General features: G+C 55.1%; 15 protein-coding genes and 1 pseudogene. 12 read left to right on the top strand and 4 right to left on the bottom strand.

From position 1 onward, the window contains the following. Positions 1 to 796: 796 nt before the first annotated feature. Complete coding sequence (fucP, locus tag JK213_RS15070; protein WP_194263347.1) at positions 797 to 2,131, bottom strand: L-fucose:H+ symporter permease; 1,335 nt, start codon at positions 2,129 to 2,131, stop codon at positions 797 to 799. 331 nt (positions 2,132 to 2,462) lie between these two features. Here fucP and JK213_RS15065 point away from each other — a divergent pair, with 331 nt between their 5' ends. From JK213_RS15065 to JK213_RS15030, 8 genes are all read left to right on the top strand, one after another. Next, complete coding sequence (locus JK213_RS15065) at positions 2,463 to 3,440, top strand: LLM class flavin-dependent oxidoreductase (RefSeq protein ID WP_194263346.1); 978 nt, start codon at positions 2,463 to 2,465, stop codon at positions 3,438 to 3,440. 312 nt (positions 3,441 to 3,752) lie between these two features. Further along, positions 3,753 to 6,032: a TonB-dependent siderophore receptor gene (locus JK213_RS15060; protein WP_194263345.1), complete on the top strand. Its 2,280-nt coding sequence runs from the start codon at positions 3,753 to 3,755 to the stop codon at positions 6,030 to 6,032. Next, entirely contained in the window at positions 6,029 to 6,307 is a 279-nt protein-coding gene (locus JK213_RS15055) for a hypothetical protein (RefSeq protein ID WP_194263344.1), read from the top strand. Before JK213_RS15060 ends, JK213_RS15055 begins: the two co-directional genes overlap by 4 nt. Further along, the gene (locus tag JK213_RS15050; protein WP_194263343.1) at positions 6,304 to 6,603 is read left to right on the top strand and encodes a hypothetical protein; all 300 of its coding nucleotides are present in this window, start codon (positions 6,304 to 6,306) and stop codon (positions 6,601 to 6,603) included. The genes JK213_RS15055 and JK213_RS15050 overlap by 4 nt, the downstream gene beginning before the upstream one ends. Further along, complete coding sequence (locus JK213_RS15045; RefSeq protein WP_194263342.1) at positions 6,603 to 7,976, top strand: PepSY domain-containing protein; 1,374 nt, start codon at positions 6,603 to 6,605, stop codon at positions 7,974 to 7,976. The genes JK213_RS15050 and JK213_RS15045 overlap by 1 nt, the downstream gene beginning before the upstream one ends. 189 nt (positions 7,977 to 8,165) lie before the next feature. Beyond that, the gene (locus tag JK213_RS15040) at positions 8,166 to 8,690 is read left to right on the top strand and encodes a sigma-70 family RNA polymerase sigma factor (RefSeq protein WP_194263341.1); all 525 of its coding nucleotides are present in this window, start codon (positions 8,166 to 8,168) and stop codon (positions 8,688 to 8,690) included. Between the two features lie 71 nt (positions 8,691 to 8,761). After that, positions 8,762 to 9,775 (top strand): FecR domain-containing protein, encoded by a 1,014-nt coding sequence (locus JK213_RS15035; RefSeq protein WP_194263340.1) that lies wholly within the window; start codon positions 8,762 to 8,764, stop codon positions 9,773 to 9,775. Positions 9,776 to 9,857: 82 nt separating this feature from the next. Further along, positions 9,858 to 12,359: a TonB-dependent siderophore receptor gene (locus JK213_RS15030; RefSeq protein ID WP_228125649.1), complete on the top strand. Its 2,502-nt coding sequence runs from the start codon at positions 9,858 to 9,860 to the stop codon at positions 12,357 to 12,359. A gap of 79 nt (positions 12,360 to 12,438) precedes the next feature. On the opposite strand, the gene JK213_RS15025 is transcribed toward JK213_RS15030, so the two are convergent. From JK213_RS15025 to JK213_RS15015, 3 genes are all read right to left on the bottom strand, one after another. Next, on the bottom strand, positions 12,439 to 14,943 hold the full coding sequence (locus tag JK213_RS15025; protein WP_194263338.1) for a TonB-dependent siderophore receptor: 2,505 nt from the start codon (positions 14,941 to 14,943) through the stop codon (positions 12,439 to 12,441). A gap of 142 nt (positions 14,944 to 15,085) precedes the next feature. After that, positions 15,086 to 16,018, bottom strand: a complete 933-nt coding sequence (locus JK213_RS15020) for a FecR domain-containing protein (protein WP_194263337.1) — start codon at positions 16,016 to 16,018, stop codon at positions 15,086 to 15,088. A gap of 148 nt (positions 16,019 to 16,166) precedes the next feature. Further along, positions 16,167 to 16,673, bottom strand: a complete 507-nt coding sequence (locus JK213_RS15015; RefSeq protein ID WP_228125648.1) for an RNA polymerase sigma factor — start codon at positions 16,671 to 16,673, stop codon at positions 16,167 to 16,169. Positions 16,674 to 17,042: 369 nt separating this feature from the next. Between JK213_RS15015 and JK213_RS15010 the strand changes: the two genes are divergently transcribed. From JK213_RS15010 to JK213_RS14995, 4 genes and pseudogenes are all read left to right on the top strand, one after another. Further along, positions 17,043 to 18,290 carry a PepSY domain-containing protein gene (locus JK213_RS15010; RefSeq protein WP_194263336.1) on the top strand — a complete coding sequence of 416 codons (1,248 nt, stop codon included), beginning with the start codon at positions 17,043 to 17,045 and terminating at the stop codon, positions 18,288 to 18,290. A 217-nt stretch (positions 18,291 to 18,507) separates the two neighbouring features. Beyond that, positions 18,508 to 19,257, top strand: coding sequence for a tonB-system energizer ExbB (gene exbB / locus JK213_RS15005; RefSeq protein ID WP_322783071.1), 750 nt, complete (start codon positions 18,508 to 18,510; stop codon positions 19,255 to 19,257). Positions 19,258 to 19,262: 5 nt separating this feature from the next. Continuing rightward, on the top strand, positions 19,263 to 19,730 hold the full coding sequence (gene exbD / locus JK213_RS15000) for a TonB system transport protein ExbD (protein WP_194263335.1): 468 nt from the start codon (positions 19,263 to 19,265) through the stop codon (positions 19,728 to 19,730). Next, a pseudogene (locus JK213_RS14995) lies at positions 19,727 to 20,120 on the top strand (energy transducer TonB); the annotation flags it as partial. The gene exbD and the pseudogene JK213_RS14995, both read left to right, overlap by 4 nt.

Genomic DNA, 20,120 nt, shown 5'->3' with positions numbered 1-20,120 from the left:
GTGCGGTCGCCTTGGTAGTTCATGTTTCTGGCCTCCATAATGAGAACAGAAAGAGAACAAAGCAGAACGCGTCAATGGTTTTGTGAGAACGATTTTGGGAAGTCTATTGTTTGCAAGAGGATAGGCGCCCTGCCCTTTTCGACCGAATCTGATCGCCCCCTCATTTTCATTTCCCTGCTTAGTGGCATCCCACTTGCTAGGATCGGGCGGCGCGGGCTAGCAGAGAAAAATAAGGCCGGGTATCAATCCGGGAATTTTAATTTCTAAAAAGCTTTATATCTTCTATTTTCAATAATATGGCGAGAAGATATGACAGACACTCTCCGCCAGTGATCCCCCACCATTAGTGACCGTTATTGACCAAGGGTGGCCAAATCTGCCCTTTCCCTCCATCTGGTTTGTGTCTGTTAACAAAAAAGAACAATTATTAAACAAAATAAGGATGGGGGTGTCCAGTGCTGACAGGCATCGCCGTGCGCAAGCAAGGCAGCACCACAAAAATCAGCGTATGTTGTAGAAAGGTGACCAAGCCGATCCTCATAGAGGCCGGGGAATGCCGACGGTCCGGACGAACAGTTCCATCTACACCTTCTGTTTGGCGAAGGCATGCTCGACACACGAAGGGATCCTGCCTCTCTTCAATTATCGCTTTGCGCCTAGAATAGAAGATCTGGATTTACACAGGAGAACTTAGACAGGACTTAACCAGAGAGACGAACCAAAGGCGCCACAAACACGAAGCGATATGGCTTCGTGTTCGAACGCCGTATGAAAGTTTTTCCGGCATGTGACGTCATTAAAGCGTGGCATCGAATACGGTATTTGCAGCCGTTTCATCTGTGCTTTTCATGCAGTATGCTGCGAACATCGCAATCACAATAAAGCATCCCATCGGAACGATATATGCGAGCTGCATATTCCCGCCAGTAGCGTCTGAGATATAGCCTTGCAGAAGCGGAAGGATACCGCCGCCGCTGATGCTCATTACCAGAATGGATCCGCCGTAAGCACGGTCTTGACTAAGTTCATCAACGGTAAGGCCGTAAATGGTAGGCCAGCAGGGGCCAAGCAGTCCGCTGACGAGGATGGCCGCATAGACAGCCGTGAAGTCGTGCACCATCACCGCGTAGCCCAGTGCGAGAATGCAGAGCAGGCTGTAGATGAACAGGACCCTTGCAGGGCGTGCATGTCGCATGAAGAAGTTGGCGACCAGCTTGCCAGCAAAAAACGCACAGAATGACAGGATGAGGTATACGGAGGCCTGTCGTTCGTTGATGTGTCCCAGCCTCATGGAGAGACGAATCATGAAGCTCCAGACGCCCACCTGTGCGCCGACATACAGGAACTGCGTCAGAATACCGAGGACGAAGCGTTTGTTGGCGAACAGGCGCTTGAGGGCGCCGGTCGTATCAAGGTCGTGATTCTTGTGCTGATCCCGCCCCTTGCAGGCCGGATAATGCGTGATGCCAATGCCGATCATGACGATCAGCAGCACTCCGAGAATATAAACATATGGCTCGAGAGTGGCATGGATCATGCCGAGTTGATGTTGCCACGCCTGAGCCGCTGGCATGGCGGAGAGCTGTTCACGCGAAAGATCGCCATCCCTGAAAATCAGGTAGGCTCCCATGCTGGATCCCAGAATGGCGCCGATTGGCTGGAAAGCACTGGCAAAGTTCAGGCGCTGGGTACCGCGCCCCGGAGGGCCGAGCAGGGTGCAATAGGTATCAGCCGCAGTTTCAATAAAGACCAGCCCTGCCGCCACGACGAAAAGCGCTAAGAAGAAAATCTGATACGTCGCGAAATGGGCAGCGGGAAAGAACAGGCAGCAGCCGATGAGATAAAGCAGCAAGCCCAGCTGGATCGACCATTTATAGCTGAAGCGTTTGATGATCATACCGGCTGGAATGCCCAGCACGAAATAGCTGATATAGAACGAGAACTGTACGAGCGCGGACTGAAAATCCGACAGCATGAAGGCTTTGCGGAACTGCCCGATCAACACATCATTGAGGCTCATTGCGCAGCCCCATAATGAAAACAGACAGCAGAGCAGCCCGAATGCGAGCAATGGTGTGCGGTTCAGGTAAAAGCCATCCGGAAGCTGGACGACGGGATCGGACTTGGCCACGGATTGCCTCGTAGAATTTGTTGACCGCTAAAGATAAAAATTGGCACCTCTGCGTGAGGTTATCATTCCATCATTGGGTTCGTTATATTTATCTCGGATATCACATATAAAATGTTTTGTAAGAGGTAATTTATGTGTTTTTTGCTGCTCTGACTTCTTGGGGGAGATCACGTTGTATGGAGGTCCAGGATCGCGGGGATGTATCGGTAGCCATCCTTTTCTAAGGTCGGAGCAGGACGTCCCCCGAGTTTTGGAAGGTTGGCCCTTTCTGCTTGGCACATCCCACAGTTCACCCCACCTGTATGGGTAAACTGCTGACAGGATGTTGCACATGATTCCACTTTCAATTCTCGATCTCGCGTTCATTACCGAAGGCAGTTCGGCGACCGAGGCGCTTCATCGGAGTGCGGATCTGGCGCAGCATGCGGAAAGTCTGGGCTTCAAGCGTTTCTGGCTGGCTGAACATCACTCAATGGCGGGCATTGCCTCCGCTGCGACTGCGGTAGTAATCGGCTATGTCGCAGGCGCTACGAAAACCATCCGGGTGGGTGCAGGCGGGATCATGCTGCCAAACCATGCCCCGCTTGCTATTGCCGAGGCGTTCGGCACGCTGGAAAGCCTTTATCCGGGCCGGATCGATCTTGGACTTGGACGGGCGCCCGGTTCCGATCAGGCCACAATGCGCGCGCTGCGTCGTGATCCGGCCTCCGCTGACCGCTTCCCACAGGACGTGTTCGAACTGCTGCGTTATTTTGAAAAGCCGGAACAGGGTCAGGCGGTCTTTGCCGTTCCGGGCGCGGGGCTGACTATACCGGTCTGGCTGCTGGGATCGTCCCTGTTCTCCGCTCATCTGGCCGCCATCATGGGGCTGCCATTCGCATTTGCCAGCCATTTCGCTCCTGATCTGATGGAAGAGGCTCTGACGCTGTACCGTGAGCGGTTTGAGCCTTCGGAGCGACTGCAGTCACCTTATGCCATGCTGGGCATCAACGCAGTCATCGGAGAGACGCAGATCGAAGCGCAGCAGGCGGCAACATCTCTACAGCAACATTTCGTTGCTCTGCGTCAGGGACGTCCGTCGACTTTTCCTGCACCTCGGTCAGTGTCCTGGAATAGTCAGGAACAGCGTCTCCTCGACAGCACACTACGTTATACCTTCGTAGGAACCGCAGAAGACGTCACAAAAAAGATTTCTGTTTTCGCAGAGCGGTACAGGCCTGATGAACTCCTGATCGGTACGCCGTTATATTCTCAGGAGGAAAGGCGAAAGACCCTCAGTAGCATCGCGCATCATCTGATGGAAAAATAATCCTATACCTGAGCACACGCGGTGGCACTAAGAGACATAGCGTAGGCTAAAACCGTGCAGCAGTTCTATGCCGCCATGGGCCACATTCCCTATGGCAGCCTAACTGCTGCACGGTCTTCGACACTCCCGGGTCAATTTATCCAGCCATTTTCTCCATCATTGCACGTGCGGCACCTGCCTTCTGCGGACTTTGATCGGGTGCGTATCGCCTCTGGCAACAATAAGTATTTTTCCCATCCACACCATCTAGTTGACAATGATTCTCATTATCGAAATAGGAAGGGGTAAATTGAGTTTTAATGAAGGCGCTCCATGAGTTTCTCCCGGCTTATCTGTGGTACGGCGTCCTGCCTCGCCCTGAGCGCACAGATCGCATCCGCAACCCCCTCTGACTCGCAGGACAAACGCACCGGGAAAACTACGTCCGGCCAGACCGCCGGACCTGCGAAGCCGAAAGCGAAAGGTTCGCCTGCCGAAATCATCACCGTCACCGCAACTGGCCTGTCGCAGGCCGGGGCCTCGACCAAAACCCGCACGCCCATCATCGAATCCCCTCAGACAATCTCTATCGTCAGCCGAGACGAAATCGAACTGCGCTCCTCCCCCACTATCGCCGACGCACTCGCCTACACCGCAGGCGTCCAAGCCGAACCGCAAGGCATCGACAACCGGGTTGACGAAGTGTCTGTCCGTGGTTTTGGGGCGGGCGGTTTTTCATCGAACAACAATTTCGTGGACGGCTTGCGCCTGCCCGCCGGCGGCCAGTGGACGCGCACATCGTTCGATCCGTTCGCCCTCCAGCAGATCGACGTCCTGAAAGGCCCGTCCGGAGCGCTATACGGCCAGACGGCGCCCGGCGGCGTGGTCAATCTGGTGACGAAACGTCCGACAGAAAAAAGCGAAGGGGAATTTTTCCTCCAGAGCAGCGGTTATACCGATCTGGAAAACTGGCAGGGACAGGCTTCAGGCGATGTGTCGGGAAAACTGACCCATAGCGGCAGCCTCACGGGCCGGATGGTCGCTCTGGCGAAATATGGCGGCACACAGGTCAATGATGTCACGGCAGGCCGCTATTACGTCTCCCCCAGCCTGACATGGAAATTCGCCCCCCATTCGACATGGACACTGCTGGCGCAATACCAGCGCGATGTCGGAGGCTCGACGTTCCAGTTCCTGCCCGCAACGGGCACACTTTATGCCTCCAAAGGCCGTTACATCGCCAATGACGCCAATATCGGCGAACCCGACTGGAACACATTCGACCGAAATCAGGCCCTTTTCGGATCGTTTCTGGAACATCGCTTCAACCGTTTCCTGACGGTTCGGAACAACGTCCGCTACACCTATCTCGACACGCTCTACCGCTCCACGGTCCTCTCGGGCGATACGCTTGCGAAATGCGCCAGTACCGTTGCGGGATGCGTGGCGGGAGAGACGGTCAACCGCCGTGCCGTGGAAGGCCGGGGGCGGTCACAGGGCGTCGCCATGGACACACAGGTCGAAGGTCATGTCCGCACGGGCCCCGTACGTCACCTCTTCCTCGCCGGGACGGACTATTTCTTCACGGACTGGAACCATGACCGCGACCTCGTCAGCGCGACACTGGTCAAGCCGCTCCTGAACATCTTCGATCCCGTCAGCCGCGGCAGTGCGGGCTACGAAAACAACCTGTCCCCGCAGGTCTATACGTCCACGGTCAGCCGCCAGAACGGGATCTATTTTCAGGACCAGCTCAAGTTCGAGCGCCTGCGCGTCACGATTGGCGGCCGTCAGGACTGGGCCAATGACAACACCTACAACATCCTGACCCGCAAACGGTACATCACCCCCTCGCAGGCCTTCACTTGGCGCGCGGGCGGCGTCTATCTGTTCGATAACGGACTGGCACCCTATTTCAGCTATGCCCAGTCCTTCCAGCCGACCGTCTCCGATCCGTCCACGGCCAAGAACGGCCTGCCCTTCAAGCCGACCACCGGCGACCAGTACGAAGCCGGCATCCGCTACCAGTACGGCAAGAGCATCTATGTCACGTTCGGCGGTTATCAGATCACCCAGAAGAACATGACGACCCCCGACCCCGACGGCGAAACCTGCGGCACCGCGACCTGCCTGATCCAGACGGGCAAAGGACGCGTCCGCGGTCTCGAACTCGAAGGACGCGCCACCCTTCCGTGGGACATGGCCGTCATCTTCACCGGAACGCGCAGCGACGCCCGCATCCGCCAGTCCAACACACCGGGACAGGTCGGCAACTATCTGCCACAGGCCCCGAAATGGATGGCCTCGCTCTTCATTGACCAGCGCATCCGTTATGGCGCGCTGCGTGGACTGGGGGTCGGCGGTGGCGTGCGCTACACCGGCACGAGCTACGGCGACACGGCCAACAAACTGGCCATCCCGGACTACACGCTGTTCGACACCTTTCTGCGCTACGATGTCGGCGATGCCCATCCCGCCTATAAGGGCCTGATGCTCTCGCTCAACATGCGCAACGTCGCCAACAAACGCTTCGTCGCGACCTGCACAGCGGTGGCCGCCTGCTATTACGGACAGGGCAGAAACCTCACCGCCCGACTGGAATACCGCTGGTGAGTCCGGCCCTGTCCTACGCTCTCGCAACCCTGTTCATCGCAGGGGGCGGAGCATTGCTCTATGCATGTTCCGCCAACCAGAAACTCCTGAACCGCGCCCTGCAGGGCAACGTTCCGGTTCTGCTCGGGATCGGATCTCTGCTTGCCGGAACAGCCATCCTGACAACCGCAACGAGTTTCTGCACCGCCTGCCTGATGGGCATGACCCTGCTCATGATCGTCTGGTGCCTGCTGCCACTGAGCGCATCTCTCCTCGCTGGCAGGTCCCGACCATGACGCGCCTGCCGCAAACTCTCGACAACCGGCACTGGGTCGCGAAAGTCTCCGCCGCCATCCTCGCGGGCGGCGGCATGACGTTCGCCATCATGGCCGTCCTCGGACGCCTCATTGGCGCGAATGGCGACCCCAGAAGCCTCTCCGCTCAGGCCCTGATGTGGCTGACGGCCGTTCTATGGGTGCTGGTTCTGGGAACCTGCTTCCTGTTCCCCACCGGCCGTAGGGCCTGGGGGGTGCTGGGCGGGGGGTGCGTTGCCCTTTGGTGCATCTTCTTGCTCCTGAGAGCATTATCCTGATGAAAATCCGTTCCGATATCCTGCGCGTCTACCGCGAAGTCCATAGCTGGGTCGGGATCTGTGCCGGACTGCTTCTGTTCGTGGCGTTCTTCGCCGGTGCGATCAGCATGTTCGAACAGCCCCTCCAGAACCTGACCTCACCCCAACTCGACATGCCGCCCCCGGTGCCTTTGTCCAAGACACCAGACCTGCTCGAAAAAATCTTTAGCGCCTATCCGCAGGCGCGGCAGACCTACACAATCCTGCTCGCCCCGGACCGCAGCATTCCTAGCCGCGTGGCATGGCCTGTACACCCGCCCCACGGCCACGACGCAGGGCCGATGTTCGTCGCAACGCTGGCCCCAGACGGCGCGCTGGTCGTCCGTCAGCAGGCCATCACCCCGGTCGCGCATTTCATCGACATGCTGCATCAGGAACTGGGCATCCCCCTGCCCCATGCAATCAGCCGACCGTTCATGGGCATCATCGCGCTGCTCTATGGCATAGCCCTGATCTCAGGCGTGCTGCTGTTCCTGCCCACACTGGCCCGCAACCTGTTCGCCTTCCGCTTCCGCGAGGGGCCGCGCAAACTCTGGCTGGACCTGCACAATCTGCTGGGCTTCTTTTCGCTGCCCTTTCACATCGTCATGGCCCTGACCTCGGTGGTCTTCGCATTCCATGACCCCATTTTCGCAGTGCAAAGCCGCGTTTTCAGCACATCCCATGCCTCCCCGCATCCCCCGCCACACACAAGATCTTACCCCGTCGCTGCAGACCAACGCTCCGACGCACCGCTCCTCACCCCGACCGAACTCGTGACGTCCCTCGCAACACAGGCACCGGGCTTCGTCCCTACTACACTGGCCTATAGTCAGGGCCATGGTGGCACAATGCTACGTGTCAGCGGGCAGGACAGCCGCTACAGCCTGCGCGGCCCAACGGCAGGCTTCGCCACGGTCGATCCCCGCAGCGGCAAAATCCTGTCTACGGATTATCTCCCCGGCCATCAAAAAACCGGCTTTGCCATCCTGACGGTTTTCTTCGCCCTGCATTTTGGCAGTTTCGGCGGCAACGCAATCCGCTGGGGCTATGTCGTTCTGGGTCTTGCAGGGGCCGGCATGTTCTATACCGGCAACCGGCTCTGGATCGACGCCCGCCGCCGCCGTGAAAAGGCAGCAGGCCTCTCCAGGGATAGCCTCCCTACCAACATTCTGGCTCGACTGACTCCCGGCTGGACCGCAGGCTGCATCAGCGGAACTGCCATCGTCCTTCTGCTGGGGCTCACCAAACCCGATATCATGACCGGAAACGTCGTAGCTTCTGTTTATTATGCCGTCTTCCTAGGATGTATCGCCGTTTTTCTTTTCCGACCGCAAAAAACACAAAAATCATGAAAACGTTGAAAATCGCTTATGTTTTACGATGCTCGGCAACAGTCAGAGCAGTTACCCGACACAGCAACAGGACCTATGCACTATAAAAAGAACGGGGTTTTCTTTTACTGTTTTAAATGATAATAATTATCATTATCTATAAAATCCGATTCAGCAGCCTTGTGCCGATCGGACAGGAAAGACCGTGTCGTGCCGGCAGATGAAAGCAAGTGCGTCCTAGATGCCTATCTCAGTTACAGGCACCGGTCCGTAGATCTTGCTGCGTCCATTGTTGGATGCAGGGCGCAGGCCGAAGATCTTGTTCACGACGCTTTTGTCAAAATTGCGCTGACCCACCGACCGGAGCTGGAGATCCGACATCCCTTGGCTTACTTCCTTCAGGTTGTTCGCCGTCTTGCCATCGATACCATGCGCCAACGCAATATCCGCAAAACTTCCGACATTGCGGATCAGGGGCTGGAAATCCTCCTTGCCGATCCTCTGACACCAGAACTCCATACTTCAGGACGAGAAGAACTGGATGCTGTGGAACAGGCTCTGGCTGCCCTGCCCGCGCGCACACGGCGCGCTTTTGAGATGAAGCGATTTGAAGGCCTCAAACTGAGGGAAATCGCGATAGCACTCGATATTTCCGTTGTACGTGCCTCCCAACTTATCAACGATGCTCTTCTTGCATGCCAGAATGTTCTTGATTCTGCCGATCCCCGCACCTGAATGACTGACATCAATATGTGCTCTCCGTGCTCGATAACCTCCATTCGAGCGAAGAGGAGAGCCGACGAACCATGAAACAGATTCCGGATATCCCTCTTTCTGAGCAGATCAGATCAGAAGCCAACCTCTGGGCGATTGTTCTGACGGACGATCCAGATAATGACATCCTGAAACAGGATTTTGCCGCCTGGCATGCGGCCTCTCCCCTTCACGCCCAAGCCTGGCGCGAAACACTCCACACCTGGAGCCTGACTGGACAGACCACGCCAGCTTTTGCTCACGTTTCCCTGCCAGCAGAAAGCCGGAAACCGCTCAAAAAAATCCACCGCAGCAGAATGCTGCCCAAAAGCCTGCCCATCGCCCTTGCCGCTGCGGCCTGCGCAGGACTCTGGCTTGGGTTCCCTGCAATCCAGACCGCGGCCATGGCAGATCATAGGACAGCGGTCGGCCAGAACAGCCGGATCGTTCTATCCGATGGCAGCGTCGTCACACTGGGAGGCCACACTGCAATTGCCGTTCATTACAGCGCTGAACGACGGAATGTCACACTCCTTGCCGGAGAAGCCTTATTCGATGTCCGACATGATCCGCATCGCCCTTTTCAGGTAAAGGCCGGTATCCTGCAGGCCCGCGACATCGGTACGCGCTTTGATATCCGAATGGATTCTACACAAATTCGGGTTGACGTTCAGGACGGACGTGTTGGAGTTTCCCGACAAATGGAGCCAAGCCTTCCAGAGACACGACTGGGTCCGGGAGATGAACTGGCGCTTGATCTGCAAAGCGGCAGAATCTCCCGTACAACAGTCGATCCTGATTGTATCGGGGCATGGCGGGACGGAACACTGGTTGTTGAAAATGATACCAGCGATCATGTGATCGCCACCCTGAGACGCTATTATCCAGGCTTCATTCTTACACCGTTCCCAGAACGAAAACTGCATCGGATTGGAGGGCTCTACAATCTCCACGATATCCCTGCCGCCCTGCGCGCTGTTCTGATACCAGCAGGGGGGACCGTACACAGGCTCGGAACCCACTTTATGGTTGTCGTGCCCGCTTCGGCACATGATTTGCTGAATTAATTCCGACCGCCCTCTTAAAAATTCTTACCGTAATCCGTCCTTATTGTAAATGCGATGCATTCTTAACAAGGACGCCACACTCTTGAAACCGACGAAGCCCTGTGAAAATCCGCTCACTGAACGGAGTTTCGAAAAATCTTCATCCCTCTCCATCCGATCTATCCTGATATTTGCGGGCGTGACTGGAACACTGGGGGTATCCACCGGAGCACTCGCCGCCCCGCTTCAGCTTTCCCAGTCTCAGTCATACACGATCCCGGCGATGCCTCTGGATAAGGCTCTGGAAGTTCTGGGTAAAAAAGCGGGGCTTCAGATCACATACGATCCAGCTCTGACTTCCGGAAAAACGTCACAGCCCGTTATGGGGGCAAAGGACGCATCTGCTGCCCTGCAGCAACTTCTCTCTGCAAGTGGATTAAATTACCGGCGCCCCCAGCAAGACACCATCGTCATCCAAAAGGCTTCTGCTGTTCCCGCCATCAGACTTGGACCCGTCAGGGTTGGCGGCCGTGTTTCCAGGAATTCTGATCCCCAGTCAGCATATGGACCGGGCGTTGGGCTGGTCGCAACCCGAAGCGCATCAGCGACCCGAACCGACACTGCCATGATCGAAACTCCAAAATCGATCTATGTCGTCACCAGAAAACAGATGGATGATCTTCAGCCACAGAGTATTGCCGAAGCCCTGCGCTACACACCTGGCGTCGTTACCTCTCCGGGGAACGTTCTCTCAAGTTCCCCTTCAAGCGATACATTCCAGCCCGTGCATCAGCGCGGATTTGAATCCTATACCTTCGTAGATGGCCTCCTGAACGGTACTTCCGTTACAGATCCTTTTTTCCTCGATCGGATCGAAGCGCTGAGCGGACCGTCTTCAGTCATGTACGGCCAGTCCACACCCGGGGGTCTTATCAACATGACCCTGAAACGCCCGACGACCACGGCCCGCCATGAGGTTAATGTCGGGTTCGGCAATTATGGCCGCTATGAAGGACAACTCGATTTCGGTGGCCCGCTTAACAAAAAACGCAACGTCCTCTACCGAGTTGTCGCCCTCGGCAATACACAGGGCTCGCAGGTCGATTACCAGCACTACAAGCGCGTTGCCATTCAGGGTGACCTGGAATGGAAAATCGATGACAGAACCAGCATCACTCTGATCGGACAGTTCGCTTATTCTCCTCAGACCATTTCTGGTGCTTATGTTCCTGCTTACGGAAGTGCCCTCAGCAGTCCTCTAGGGCATATTCCTGTTAACCGATATTATGGCGACCCATCTTTTGATCGCAATTGGGACAGAGAATATCTGGGAGAAGTTCTCCTACATCACGATTTTTCCCAAAACATGCAATTCAACAGTACTGTCCGATACGATGGTCAGGCAGACAGCCACTGCAATCTTCAGCTAGATACTGTTGATCTCGCAAACAAAACAATCAGTCGATATGCAACCTGTAACAACAATAATAATGGACGCTCCGTCCAGATGACCAGCAACCTGAGCTACAAAATTTCCACGGGCCAGGTAAGGCACAACCTGCTTGTCGGTGTGGACTACCGGACACAGGCTGAAGACGGGAGAAGTAAATTTTCCTTCGGGAATGTTCCATCCATCAGCATCACGGACCCGAAATACAATCAATACACAATGAGCGATTATATTTCAGCAACGCAGGGAAAATTCACACATTATCATTATCAGTATTCCCAATATGCCATATATTTTCAGGATCAGATCAAATGGCGCAAATTCTACCTCACGCTGGCTGGGCGGCAGGACTGGAACTCTTATGGAGCAAGACATATATTCAATCGCCCATTCACATGGAATGCTGGCATTAATTATGTTTCAAGTGTCGGCCTGGCACCATATTTCAACTATTCGACATCCTTTATGCCGCAGACAGGATCTATCTATAACCATCAGGTTCTCAGGCAGGCCGATCCGCTTAACGGGCATCAATGGGAAGCTGGCCTGAAATACCAGATCCCTCATATACAGACATTTTTCACTGCGGCTTATTATGACGTAAAAGAAAACAATGTTCTGGTCAGCGATCCTGATTTTCCGAATTACGATCTTGAAATCGGACAGGTCCGTTCACGCGGTGTCGAGCTTTCTGCAAATGCCAATCTGGCCGAAGGGCTGGATCTGACAGCCAGTTATAGTTATTCGCGACCAGTCAACTCAAAAACAGACCTGACAGCTGATACGATCGGGGGTGAGACAGTATCACTGCTCCACAGGACGCTTGTTTATCAACCGAAACATACTGCATCAGCCTTCATCGACTATCGCTTTCCGACATCTCTTGCACCGGGGCTGTCGATAAATTTCGGTGTGCGCTATATTGGTTCTGCGTGGGGCGACGAAGCCAACTCCTTCCGCAACCCAGCCTATGTCTTGTTCGATAGCGGTCTGAATTATAATTTCGCCCAGACATTCCCATCGCTTAAAGGGTTGCATGTCCGGCTGAGTATGACAAATTCCACAAACAAAACCTATACATCATGCGGTGGTTTAGATACCTGCCAGTACGGTGAACAGCGCCGAATTTTCGGGCTCATAGGATATCGTTGGTAATCCATTGCCGTAACCCCTGCTGGCCTTGAAACTATTGCCCACTGCCTCTCTGGGTGGTGGGCTTTCAAACGCTACAGAGTTACCAACGATATCCGATCTGCCCCGTTACCCGGCGAAGCTGTCCCCATGAACAGGATTTGCTCGACGAACATTCCACTACATATTGTTTGTTGAAACCATTGACGAGACTTGCCCGCATATTAAGTCCTTTGAGACGCCTGCTTAACGTCCCAAAATCGTAACTCACGCCCCCATCAAACACCGTGTAGGCGGGAACATGAAAGGAATTGGCTTCGTCCCCCATGGAAAAGCCGACATATCTCATGCCTGCATTCAACGTTAAGCCATCGAAAATGCCGTTCAGGGAATTTTTCTGGAATTTATAATCCACAAAGAGATTAACGGTATTGCGGGGAAGTTCGGTGGGGGCCTTACCCTGCAGCGAAACCGTTTTTCCGTTGATGTCCGTTGAAGTCAGTGTCGTACGGCTGTTATATATAGACATATATGTATAATTAGCGTTCAGATTCAACCCTTGTGTAATATTGACGTTTGCTGAAAGTTCAACGCCCCTCGCCCGGACCTGTCCGATTTCAAGAGAAAAGTTCTGATGATCTGGATCACTTTCCAGAACATTGTTTTCCCGCAGATCATACGCAGCCACAGTGAACAGCATTTTCGTGTTGGTTGGCTGATATTTTAAACCTACCTCCCACTGTTTGCCTTCAAGGGGGTCAGCAATTCCCTTTCCATAGACGTTGGATGTTTGTGGGAAGAATGAAGTTGCATAAGAGAAATAGGGAGAAAGCCCGAAATCTGTCTTGTACGAAACACCGACATGCCACGTAAATGCCTTCTTGAACGTACTATAATAATCGTCCCAGTCCTGACGGCCACCAATCATGACATTGAGGCCTTTCCATTTCATCTGGTCCTGAAAATAGACACCTGTTTGGGATAGGGAGTCGTTCTCGGTATCCCATTTGTTGCCAGTCTGTTTTATAAAATCGCTGTAGTTATATTGATAATATTTCGGACTCAGCAGGTTTAGTGTTGGAACGGTGGAAAAATCGAATGCGTACGTTCCTGAGTCTGGCTGATCCCTGTAGTCCACGCCAACCAGAAGAGTATGGTGAACCGGACCCGTATCATAATCACCCTGAAGATGTGAATCCAGTAAAGCGGCCCATCCTTTAAAGTGATCGACGAGCGCATAACGCTTCATGTCGGACGTACCAGCAACCAGTCCATTGCTGAACAATTGGGCAAAGTAACTGTCGTCATATTCGTATCGAAAATTCTGACTGAACTGCAGATGACGGTTGAACTTATGCGAGAAAATATATTCGAACAGATGGCTCTTGTCATAAGACCTGTCGAACCCCGGATCGCCAGTATCAATCGTTGGGCTGTATCGTCCATATTTCTGGGGAAAAAGAGACCCGATTGCTGGTCCGCCGGCGGCATATCTCAGTGAAGGTGTATAATTATACTGCCCAATCAGTGTGAGTTTCGTATTTTTATCGATATTCCAGGTCAAAGCTGGCTGAACGACCACTCTCTGATATTTAACGTACTGAACCTGATCGCCCTGTGTATTTCCGACAGCGACGATACGGTAAAGGAGTTGGCCGTCTTTTGTCAGTGGGCCGCTGGTATCAAACTGCCCTTCATAGCGTCCATAACTACCGAAACCCACATTGAACTGATGCTGTGCCTGTTCGGTTGGTCGCTTGAGGTCTTCATTGATGATCCCGCCCGGCGCCGCCTGACCGTACATCACTGACGCAGGACCGCTCATGGCTTCCACCCGGTCAAGCATGAACGGCTCCACGGTAGACGGCGACACGCCCGTCATCAAACCGTCCACGAATGTATCACTCTGAAATCCGCGCTGGTAAATATCGTGCGAATTGATCGACGGGATTCCGCTCCCTCCCATCGGGTCTGTAATTCCGGGCATGTAACGTAGAACTTCGGCCACATTGAGCGGCTGAAGATCATCCATCTGTTGTCGTCCAATCACGTAAACGGACTGAGGAATGTCGACGATGGGCGTATCGGTTTTAGTGGCCGCAGTCGAGTGACTTACAAAAAATCCCTCGCCCGGACCATAAGCTGCCTGAGGATTGGACATCCGGGCAGCAGTCCCTCCAACCCGGACGGGGCCCAGTGTGATCGAAGCCGACCGGGTCGCAGGAATGATCTGTACGGCGGAAGATCCTGCTGGCCGCCAGGACAGACCACTTCCCAACAGGAGATGTCCCAGCGCTTCATCCGGCGTAAAACTGCCATGCAGACCGTTTGTGCGATGCCCTGACAGCGCAGGGGCCTGTGACGTGATCTGAAGATGGGATTGCGCACTGAAAGCAACCAGCGCATCTGACAGGGAGCCTGCTGAAATATCGAAACGTGATTTTGATTGCCCTGCTTCCACCTGTGCCAGAGCCGTTCCGCACACAGCCGCACTCAGGGCAGTTGTGCCACCAAGTATAAGAACCGATGCAACAAGGGGGGTCTTTAAAAATCCTGATGGACACATGGACGCAGCATTTCCTGTCTCTGCGGCTTTTTGATAATGCAAGTCATTTGCATCTTTTGCCTATGACAGTGAGATGTTTGACGTCTTCCGTTTTTCGAAAAAAAACATCCATCAGAAACTATTTTCTGATAAGGTATTGATTTAAATCAATATTATTTTGTTCGATATAAAAAGCCCATCGGACTCAATGCCCCGACACGACTGCAAGCCACGGAGAAAAAGAGGCTATTTCTCCACCGTAAGGCCTCACGATGAGCGCAAGCGATTCCTCTGGATGATGGAGATCGTATGATCCTGTCACGCGCTTTTCCATCAGACTTCCATGCATCACCATAATGCGTGCATGCATCCAGGGCTGAAGGGCTGCCACCATCTCGCCTATGGTATTGTCCCGGGCAACAAGCGTCCCTGTGCGCCACAGCGCGATCGTATCTGGACTCTGGTAACCCGTTGCAGCGCGTGCTCGGCTTATTTCAGCCCAGTTTCCAGCACGAAGATCCTTTTCAAAAGGAAGCCCGCTCCGTGCTGAAACATGAACTTCCCCTTCTTTTACAACGACTTCCGTCTTTGACCCGTCCGTCCGCGCATCAAATTCCGTTCCAATATCCGTCGTTGTGACGGGACCGGCATTGACCGAAAATGGTCGGGTTTCATCATGTCTGACAATGAAATAGGCCTCGCCCCGCAGCAGTTCGATCTGGCGTGTCCGAGGCGTGACATGCACCGCAAGCGCTGTGCGCGGAGCGAGAACGATCCTGCTGCCGTCTGCCAGACGGATGTCGCGCGTCATGCCGGGCGGCGCGTAATAGTCTGCCCGAAGCCGAAGCATCAGATCAGGCACGAGCAGAACGGTCGCCAGACAGGCTGCCGCAGCCATACCCATTGCAGCAACATAGCCGCCATACCGGACACCGCGTTGCCTTTTCCGTCGTTGCATGGCAGGAACGGATTTCATGACCCGTGCTGTAGCGTTTATATCCTGCCAGGACTGGCGATGTTGCGGGTCCTGTGCCAGCCACGCCTCAAAAGCACTTCTCAGTTCCGGATCATCACTGTCTTCGCGCAGTGCAATATACCAGCCAGATGCTGCCTTATCAGCGTTGTGAGAGTTATCCATGAGCCGTTCTGGTCCCATCGAACAACAGTTTCTCAGGCGCAGCCTTCCACAGCCATGACGGAGACAAAAACGCATGCACTAAGAGATCATACCTGAAGGATGCGCGAGGCCGCGTCTTTTTCATGAAAAGCGTAGTGCACACCGCGGCTTACTGCCCTTCCCTGCGGATTTTATTACAGATTGCCATACCTTCAGCAATCAGAGCATGAACCAGAGGGACGGAAACTCCCAGAACCTTGGCAACCTCGCGCAGTTTCATACCCTCAAAATGATACATGCGGATCGCCTGAGCCTGCCGGTCCGGCATCGCATCGATGGCGTCCATGATCCTGACGACAATTTCCCGCGTGGCCACGGTCTCCTCTGGAGACACCGTATTGTCAACAATACCGGCAACAGTCATGTCAAAATCAGCCGTACTGACACGTTCGATCCCGGCACGACGCAGACGGCCCAGCAGGAGATTGCGAATAATGGTCCGCAGATAGCTGACCGGGGACAACACACTGCCACTCGGCTGCCGTGAAAAGAGCAGCCATGCATCATGGACAATATCTTCAGCCAGCACGCCGTCTCCTGAGAGACGTCTGGCATACGCCAGCAGCCCCGCGCGATGGGTTTCATACAGATCCACAGGCAGTGATTCAGACTTCAAGAGACAGCTTCCCGATGCCAGACCGACAGGCGGCAGTTGAGAACGACTTGCAATTCTGATGACACACAGATCTTCATTTCGCAAGATGTCTGGCTACTGCGCCCCTCCCGTCCGCATTCACGACTGTCTGGGGAAGCGCAATATCACGTCCACGTTATTTTTTATGTTGAGTTGTGAAAAAATGCATTGCCCGAACGTCTGAAAGAACAGGGGAACATCACAGCCCGGTCGGGCTCGAAATTGCAGACCCCCTATCGGATAAGGCGAGAAGGTTCAGATGACACAGAGGTGGCTCTTTTCATGGAATGAAGATGCGAATGAGTATCATTGTATGGTATGCATCGGAGTTCTGGATACGGTCAGCCGGTCATGACTACCCGGACCCTTCGCCGCTGGTTTCTGGTGCATAAATGGGCAAGTCTGATCTGTACCCTGTTCCTTCTGATCGTTTGTTTGACCGGGCTGCCGCTTCTGTTTTCCGAACAGATCTGGGACACTTTTGTCGGAGACGACGATCCTCCTTACGAAACACTCCCTCCCGGAACGCCCAATGCCAGTCTGGATACGATCGTGGCAAAGGCACACAGCCTGTTCCCGGGCCAGATTGTCACGGACATCGCTCCCGATGATGATGAACCCGCCGTTCTGGTGTCCATGGCGCCAAGCTGGCAGGCCCTGAAAGACGACGAAAAATATCCGGACCGGAATTCCGGACACTGGATCAAATTCGATGCCCGAACCACCAGAGTCCTAAAGCAGTCACGACCTGCAGATGCCCCACCGCCGCCCCGGACCTGGACTGGCGTCATTATGGGGACGTGCAGCCGGTTGCATGTCAGCCTGTTCGCCTATCTGCCGGGACGCCTGTTTTTGGGACTGATGGGCGGCATCTTCGTTGCGTCGCTTGTGTCAGGGACCATTCTGTATGGCCGATTCATGAAGCGCCTGCCGTTCGGGACCGTCCGACGGGATCGTGCGCGGCGCCTCACCTGGCTGGATCTGCACAATCTGCTGGGAGTAGCGACACTTGTCTGGGCGAGTGTTGTCGGATTTACGGGACTGATCAACGAACTTCAGACACCCCTGTTCGGCCTGTGGCGCGTGACGGATGTCCGACAGATTCTCAAACCCTATGCCAATCTTGCAGTCCCTGCTCAGAACCATCTCTCTTCCGTACAGGCCGCTTTTGAAACTGCGGCGAAAGCAGCTCCGGGGAATGTGGTCACTGAACTGTCTTTTCCGGGCTCTTCCTTCGGCAGCCCGGTTCACTACGTTCTTTGGACACATGGGGCTACGCCACTACGCGCACGTCTCTTCACGCCGGTGCTGGTTGACGCCCGAACCGGGGAACTGACCGGCGCATACCCCATGCCCTGGTATCTCCGCTTTCTGGAAATTTCCCGTCCTCTGCATTTCGGCGATTATGGCGGGATGCCGCTGCGCATTCTCTGGGCGCTTCTTGATCTCGTGGTGATCGGCGTTCTGGTCAGCGGGCTTGTTCTGTGGGCTGCAAAACGCAGGGTCAGCGCAGATACGCGCCTGCGAACTCTTGGCTACGAATTCGACGACAATACAGGTCTCGTCGTTTCTCACGATGCAGGGGATGCGGCGCGATGAAGGCTAAAGCCCTTTCCTCCTCCATGTCCTCAACTGCCATCTGGATATGGCCGGCATCGCTTGGAGCCCTCACGCTGTCCGGCCTTATCTCGGCGCTGCTGGGCCAGCACGGCGTCTGGCTCGCCGTTTCATGGATCAGCCTGTCCATGCCTCTGGCCGTCATAACTGTCTGCCTGAGGCGTGCCTGGAGCAGACCGTCTTCAAAAGGAGGTCCCCTGTGACCGATCTCACTTCGATGTCCTTTTCCCCTTGGGACATGTTTCTCAACGCTGGTCCTGTCGTGCGGTGCGTGATGGGTCTGCTGGCGTTTGCCAGCCTGCTGACATGGACCGTTTTCATCGCCAAAACGGTTGAATTCTTCCGTGTGCGCCAAAGGCTGCGGAGGGCGGAAAATGCTCTGGCTGAAGCGGACACGCTGGATCTGGGAGAGGAATGGACACGGGACAACAGATCCATCGCTCATGTCCTGGTTCTTGCGGCTGAAACCGAACGTCGGCGTTCACACGATATTCTTGATGATCGCGATGGCCTGAAAGAACGGATCGTCCTGCATCTCGAACGGCTGGAAGCGGCCGAAGGCCGGCATCTCATGCGCGGAACCGGGCTTCTGGCAACCATTGGAGCCACGGCACCGTTCGTCGGGCTTTTCGGCACGGTCTGGGGTATCATGACCTCGTTTACAGGCATTGCCGCCACCAAGGCCACCAGTCTCGCCGTCGTCGCTCCGGGCATCGCCGAAGCCCTTCTGGCGACAGCGCTGGGTCTGGTTGCGGCCATTCCCGCTGTCGTCATCTACAATCATCTGGCCCGGCAGTCCGCTGCCTGCCGGGCGCAGGTCGCAGACCTGACGTCCCTTGTCATGCGGCTGGTCTCACGTGACCTGAGCCGGATTCAGCCGTCTGGCGGGAGTGGACAGGTGGTCCGTTTTGACGTCTCGCGGGAGGCGCGCTCCCTTGCTGCGGAGTAAACCGTATGATCCGCATCCGCCACGCTGACGAAAGCCCGCACGAAGCCAGTGAAGTCAACGTCACGCCGTTCATAGATGTGATGCTGGTGCTCCTCGTGATTTTCATGGTGACCGCCCCTCTGACCACCGTGAATGTGCCGGTAGACCTGCCGTCCTCCAGCGAAAAACCCACACCTCGACCTGAGGACCCCGTATTCCTGACGATCAAGGCGGATCACACTCTGGCTCTGGGAGAAGACTCTCTGGAAACCAGCGGACTGGGCCCGGCGATGGAACGGGCGACAAAAGGAAATCACGACGAACGCATCTTCCTGCGCGCAGACAAGACGGTTGATTACGGGACGCTGATGGGGGTGATGAACAGACTTCGTTCGGCGGGCTACCTCAAGGTGGCGCTCGTCAACCTGCAAGGACAGGAAGAAGGGGGCGAAACAGCGTCAAGCCCTGCTGCCCTTCCGGGAGGCACACCGTGATCAGGGTGACCGGGCTGACGCGGGAACTGGAAAGCCGCGCGGAGGACCTTTTCTCTTTCAGCAGATGGCAACGAGACCAGTTCCGACTGAAACATCGCGAAGACGCGCTCCGCTGGGGGATGTCCTGTCTGGCTGTTCTTGCGATCAGTGGCGGCACTCTGTGGTACGTTATGCGGCTGCCGCCGCCGGTTATGGCCGTTCCCGCGCCGCCCCCTGCCGCGATTGCCATCGACATGGTTCCTGAACCGGTATCAATCCCGACACCGCCTACGGATGTTCCACCCGGCCCACAGCAGACACAGTCCATCCCCGATCCGGCACTCGTAGATCCGCCAAAGATTACCGCGCCCCCATCCCCCGCGCGCCTCCCGCGAGACGTCAAAACGGACC

It is taken from the genome of Gluconobacter sp. Dm-44, assembly GCF_018256175.1.
Lineage (GTDB): Bacteria > Pseudomonadota > Alphaproteobacteria > Acetobacterales > Acetobacteraceae > Gluconobacter > Gluconobacter cadivus.
The sequence above is the reverse complement of the archived record's forward strand: the minus strand, read 5'-3'. Positions and strand labels throughout refer to the sequence as shown.

Bases quoted from the DNA above. Each gene is read 5' to 3' on its own strand.
- exbD (WP_194263335.1), top strand. From the start codon at position 19,263: ATGATCCGCATCCGCCACGCTGACGAAAGCCCGCACGAAGCCAGTGAA.
- JK213_RS15010 (WP_194263336.1), top strand. From the start codon at position 17,043: ATGACTACCCGGACCCTTCGCCGCTGGTTTCTGGTGCATAAATGGGCA.
- JK213_RS15035 (WP_194263340.1), top strand. From the start codon at position 8,762: ATGAAACAGATTCCGGATATCCCTCTTTCTGAGCAGATCAGATCAGAA.
- JK213_RS15050 (WP_194263343.1), top strand. From the start codon at position 6,304: ATGACGCGCCTGCCGCAAACTCTCGACAACCGGCACTGGGTCGCGAAA.
- JK213_RS15020 (WP_194263337.1), bottom strand. From the start codon at position 16,018: ATGGATAACTCTCACAACGCTGATAAGGCAGCATCTGGCTGGTATATT.
- JK213_RS15045 (WP_194263342.1), top strand. From the start codon at position 6,603: ATGAAAATCCGTTCCGATATCCTGCGCGTCTACCGCGAAGTCCATAGC.
- JK213_RS15065 (WP_194263346.1), top strand. From the start codon at position 2,463: ATGATTCCACTTTCAATTCTCGATCTCGCGTTCATTACCGAAGGCAGT.
- JK213_RS15060 (WP_194263345.1), top strand. From the start codon at position 3,753: ATGAGTTTCTCCCGGCTTATCTGTGGTACGGCGTCCTGCCTCGCCCTG.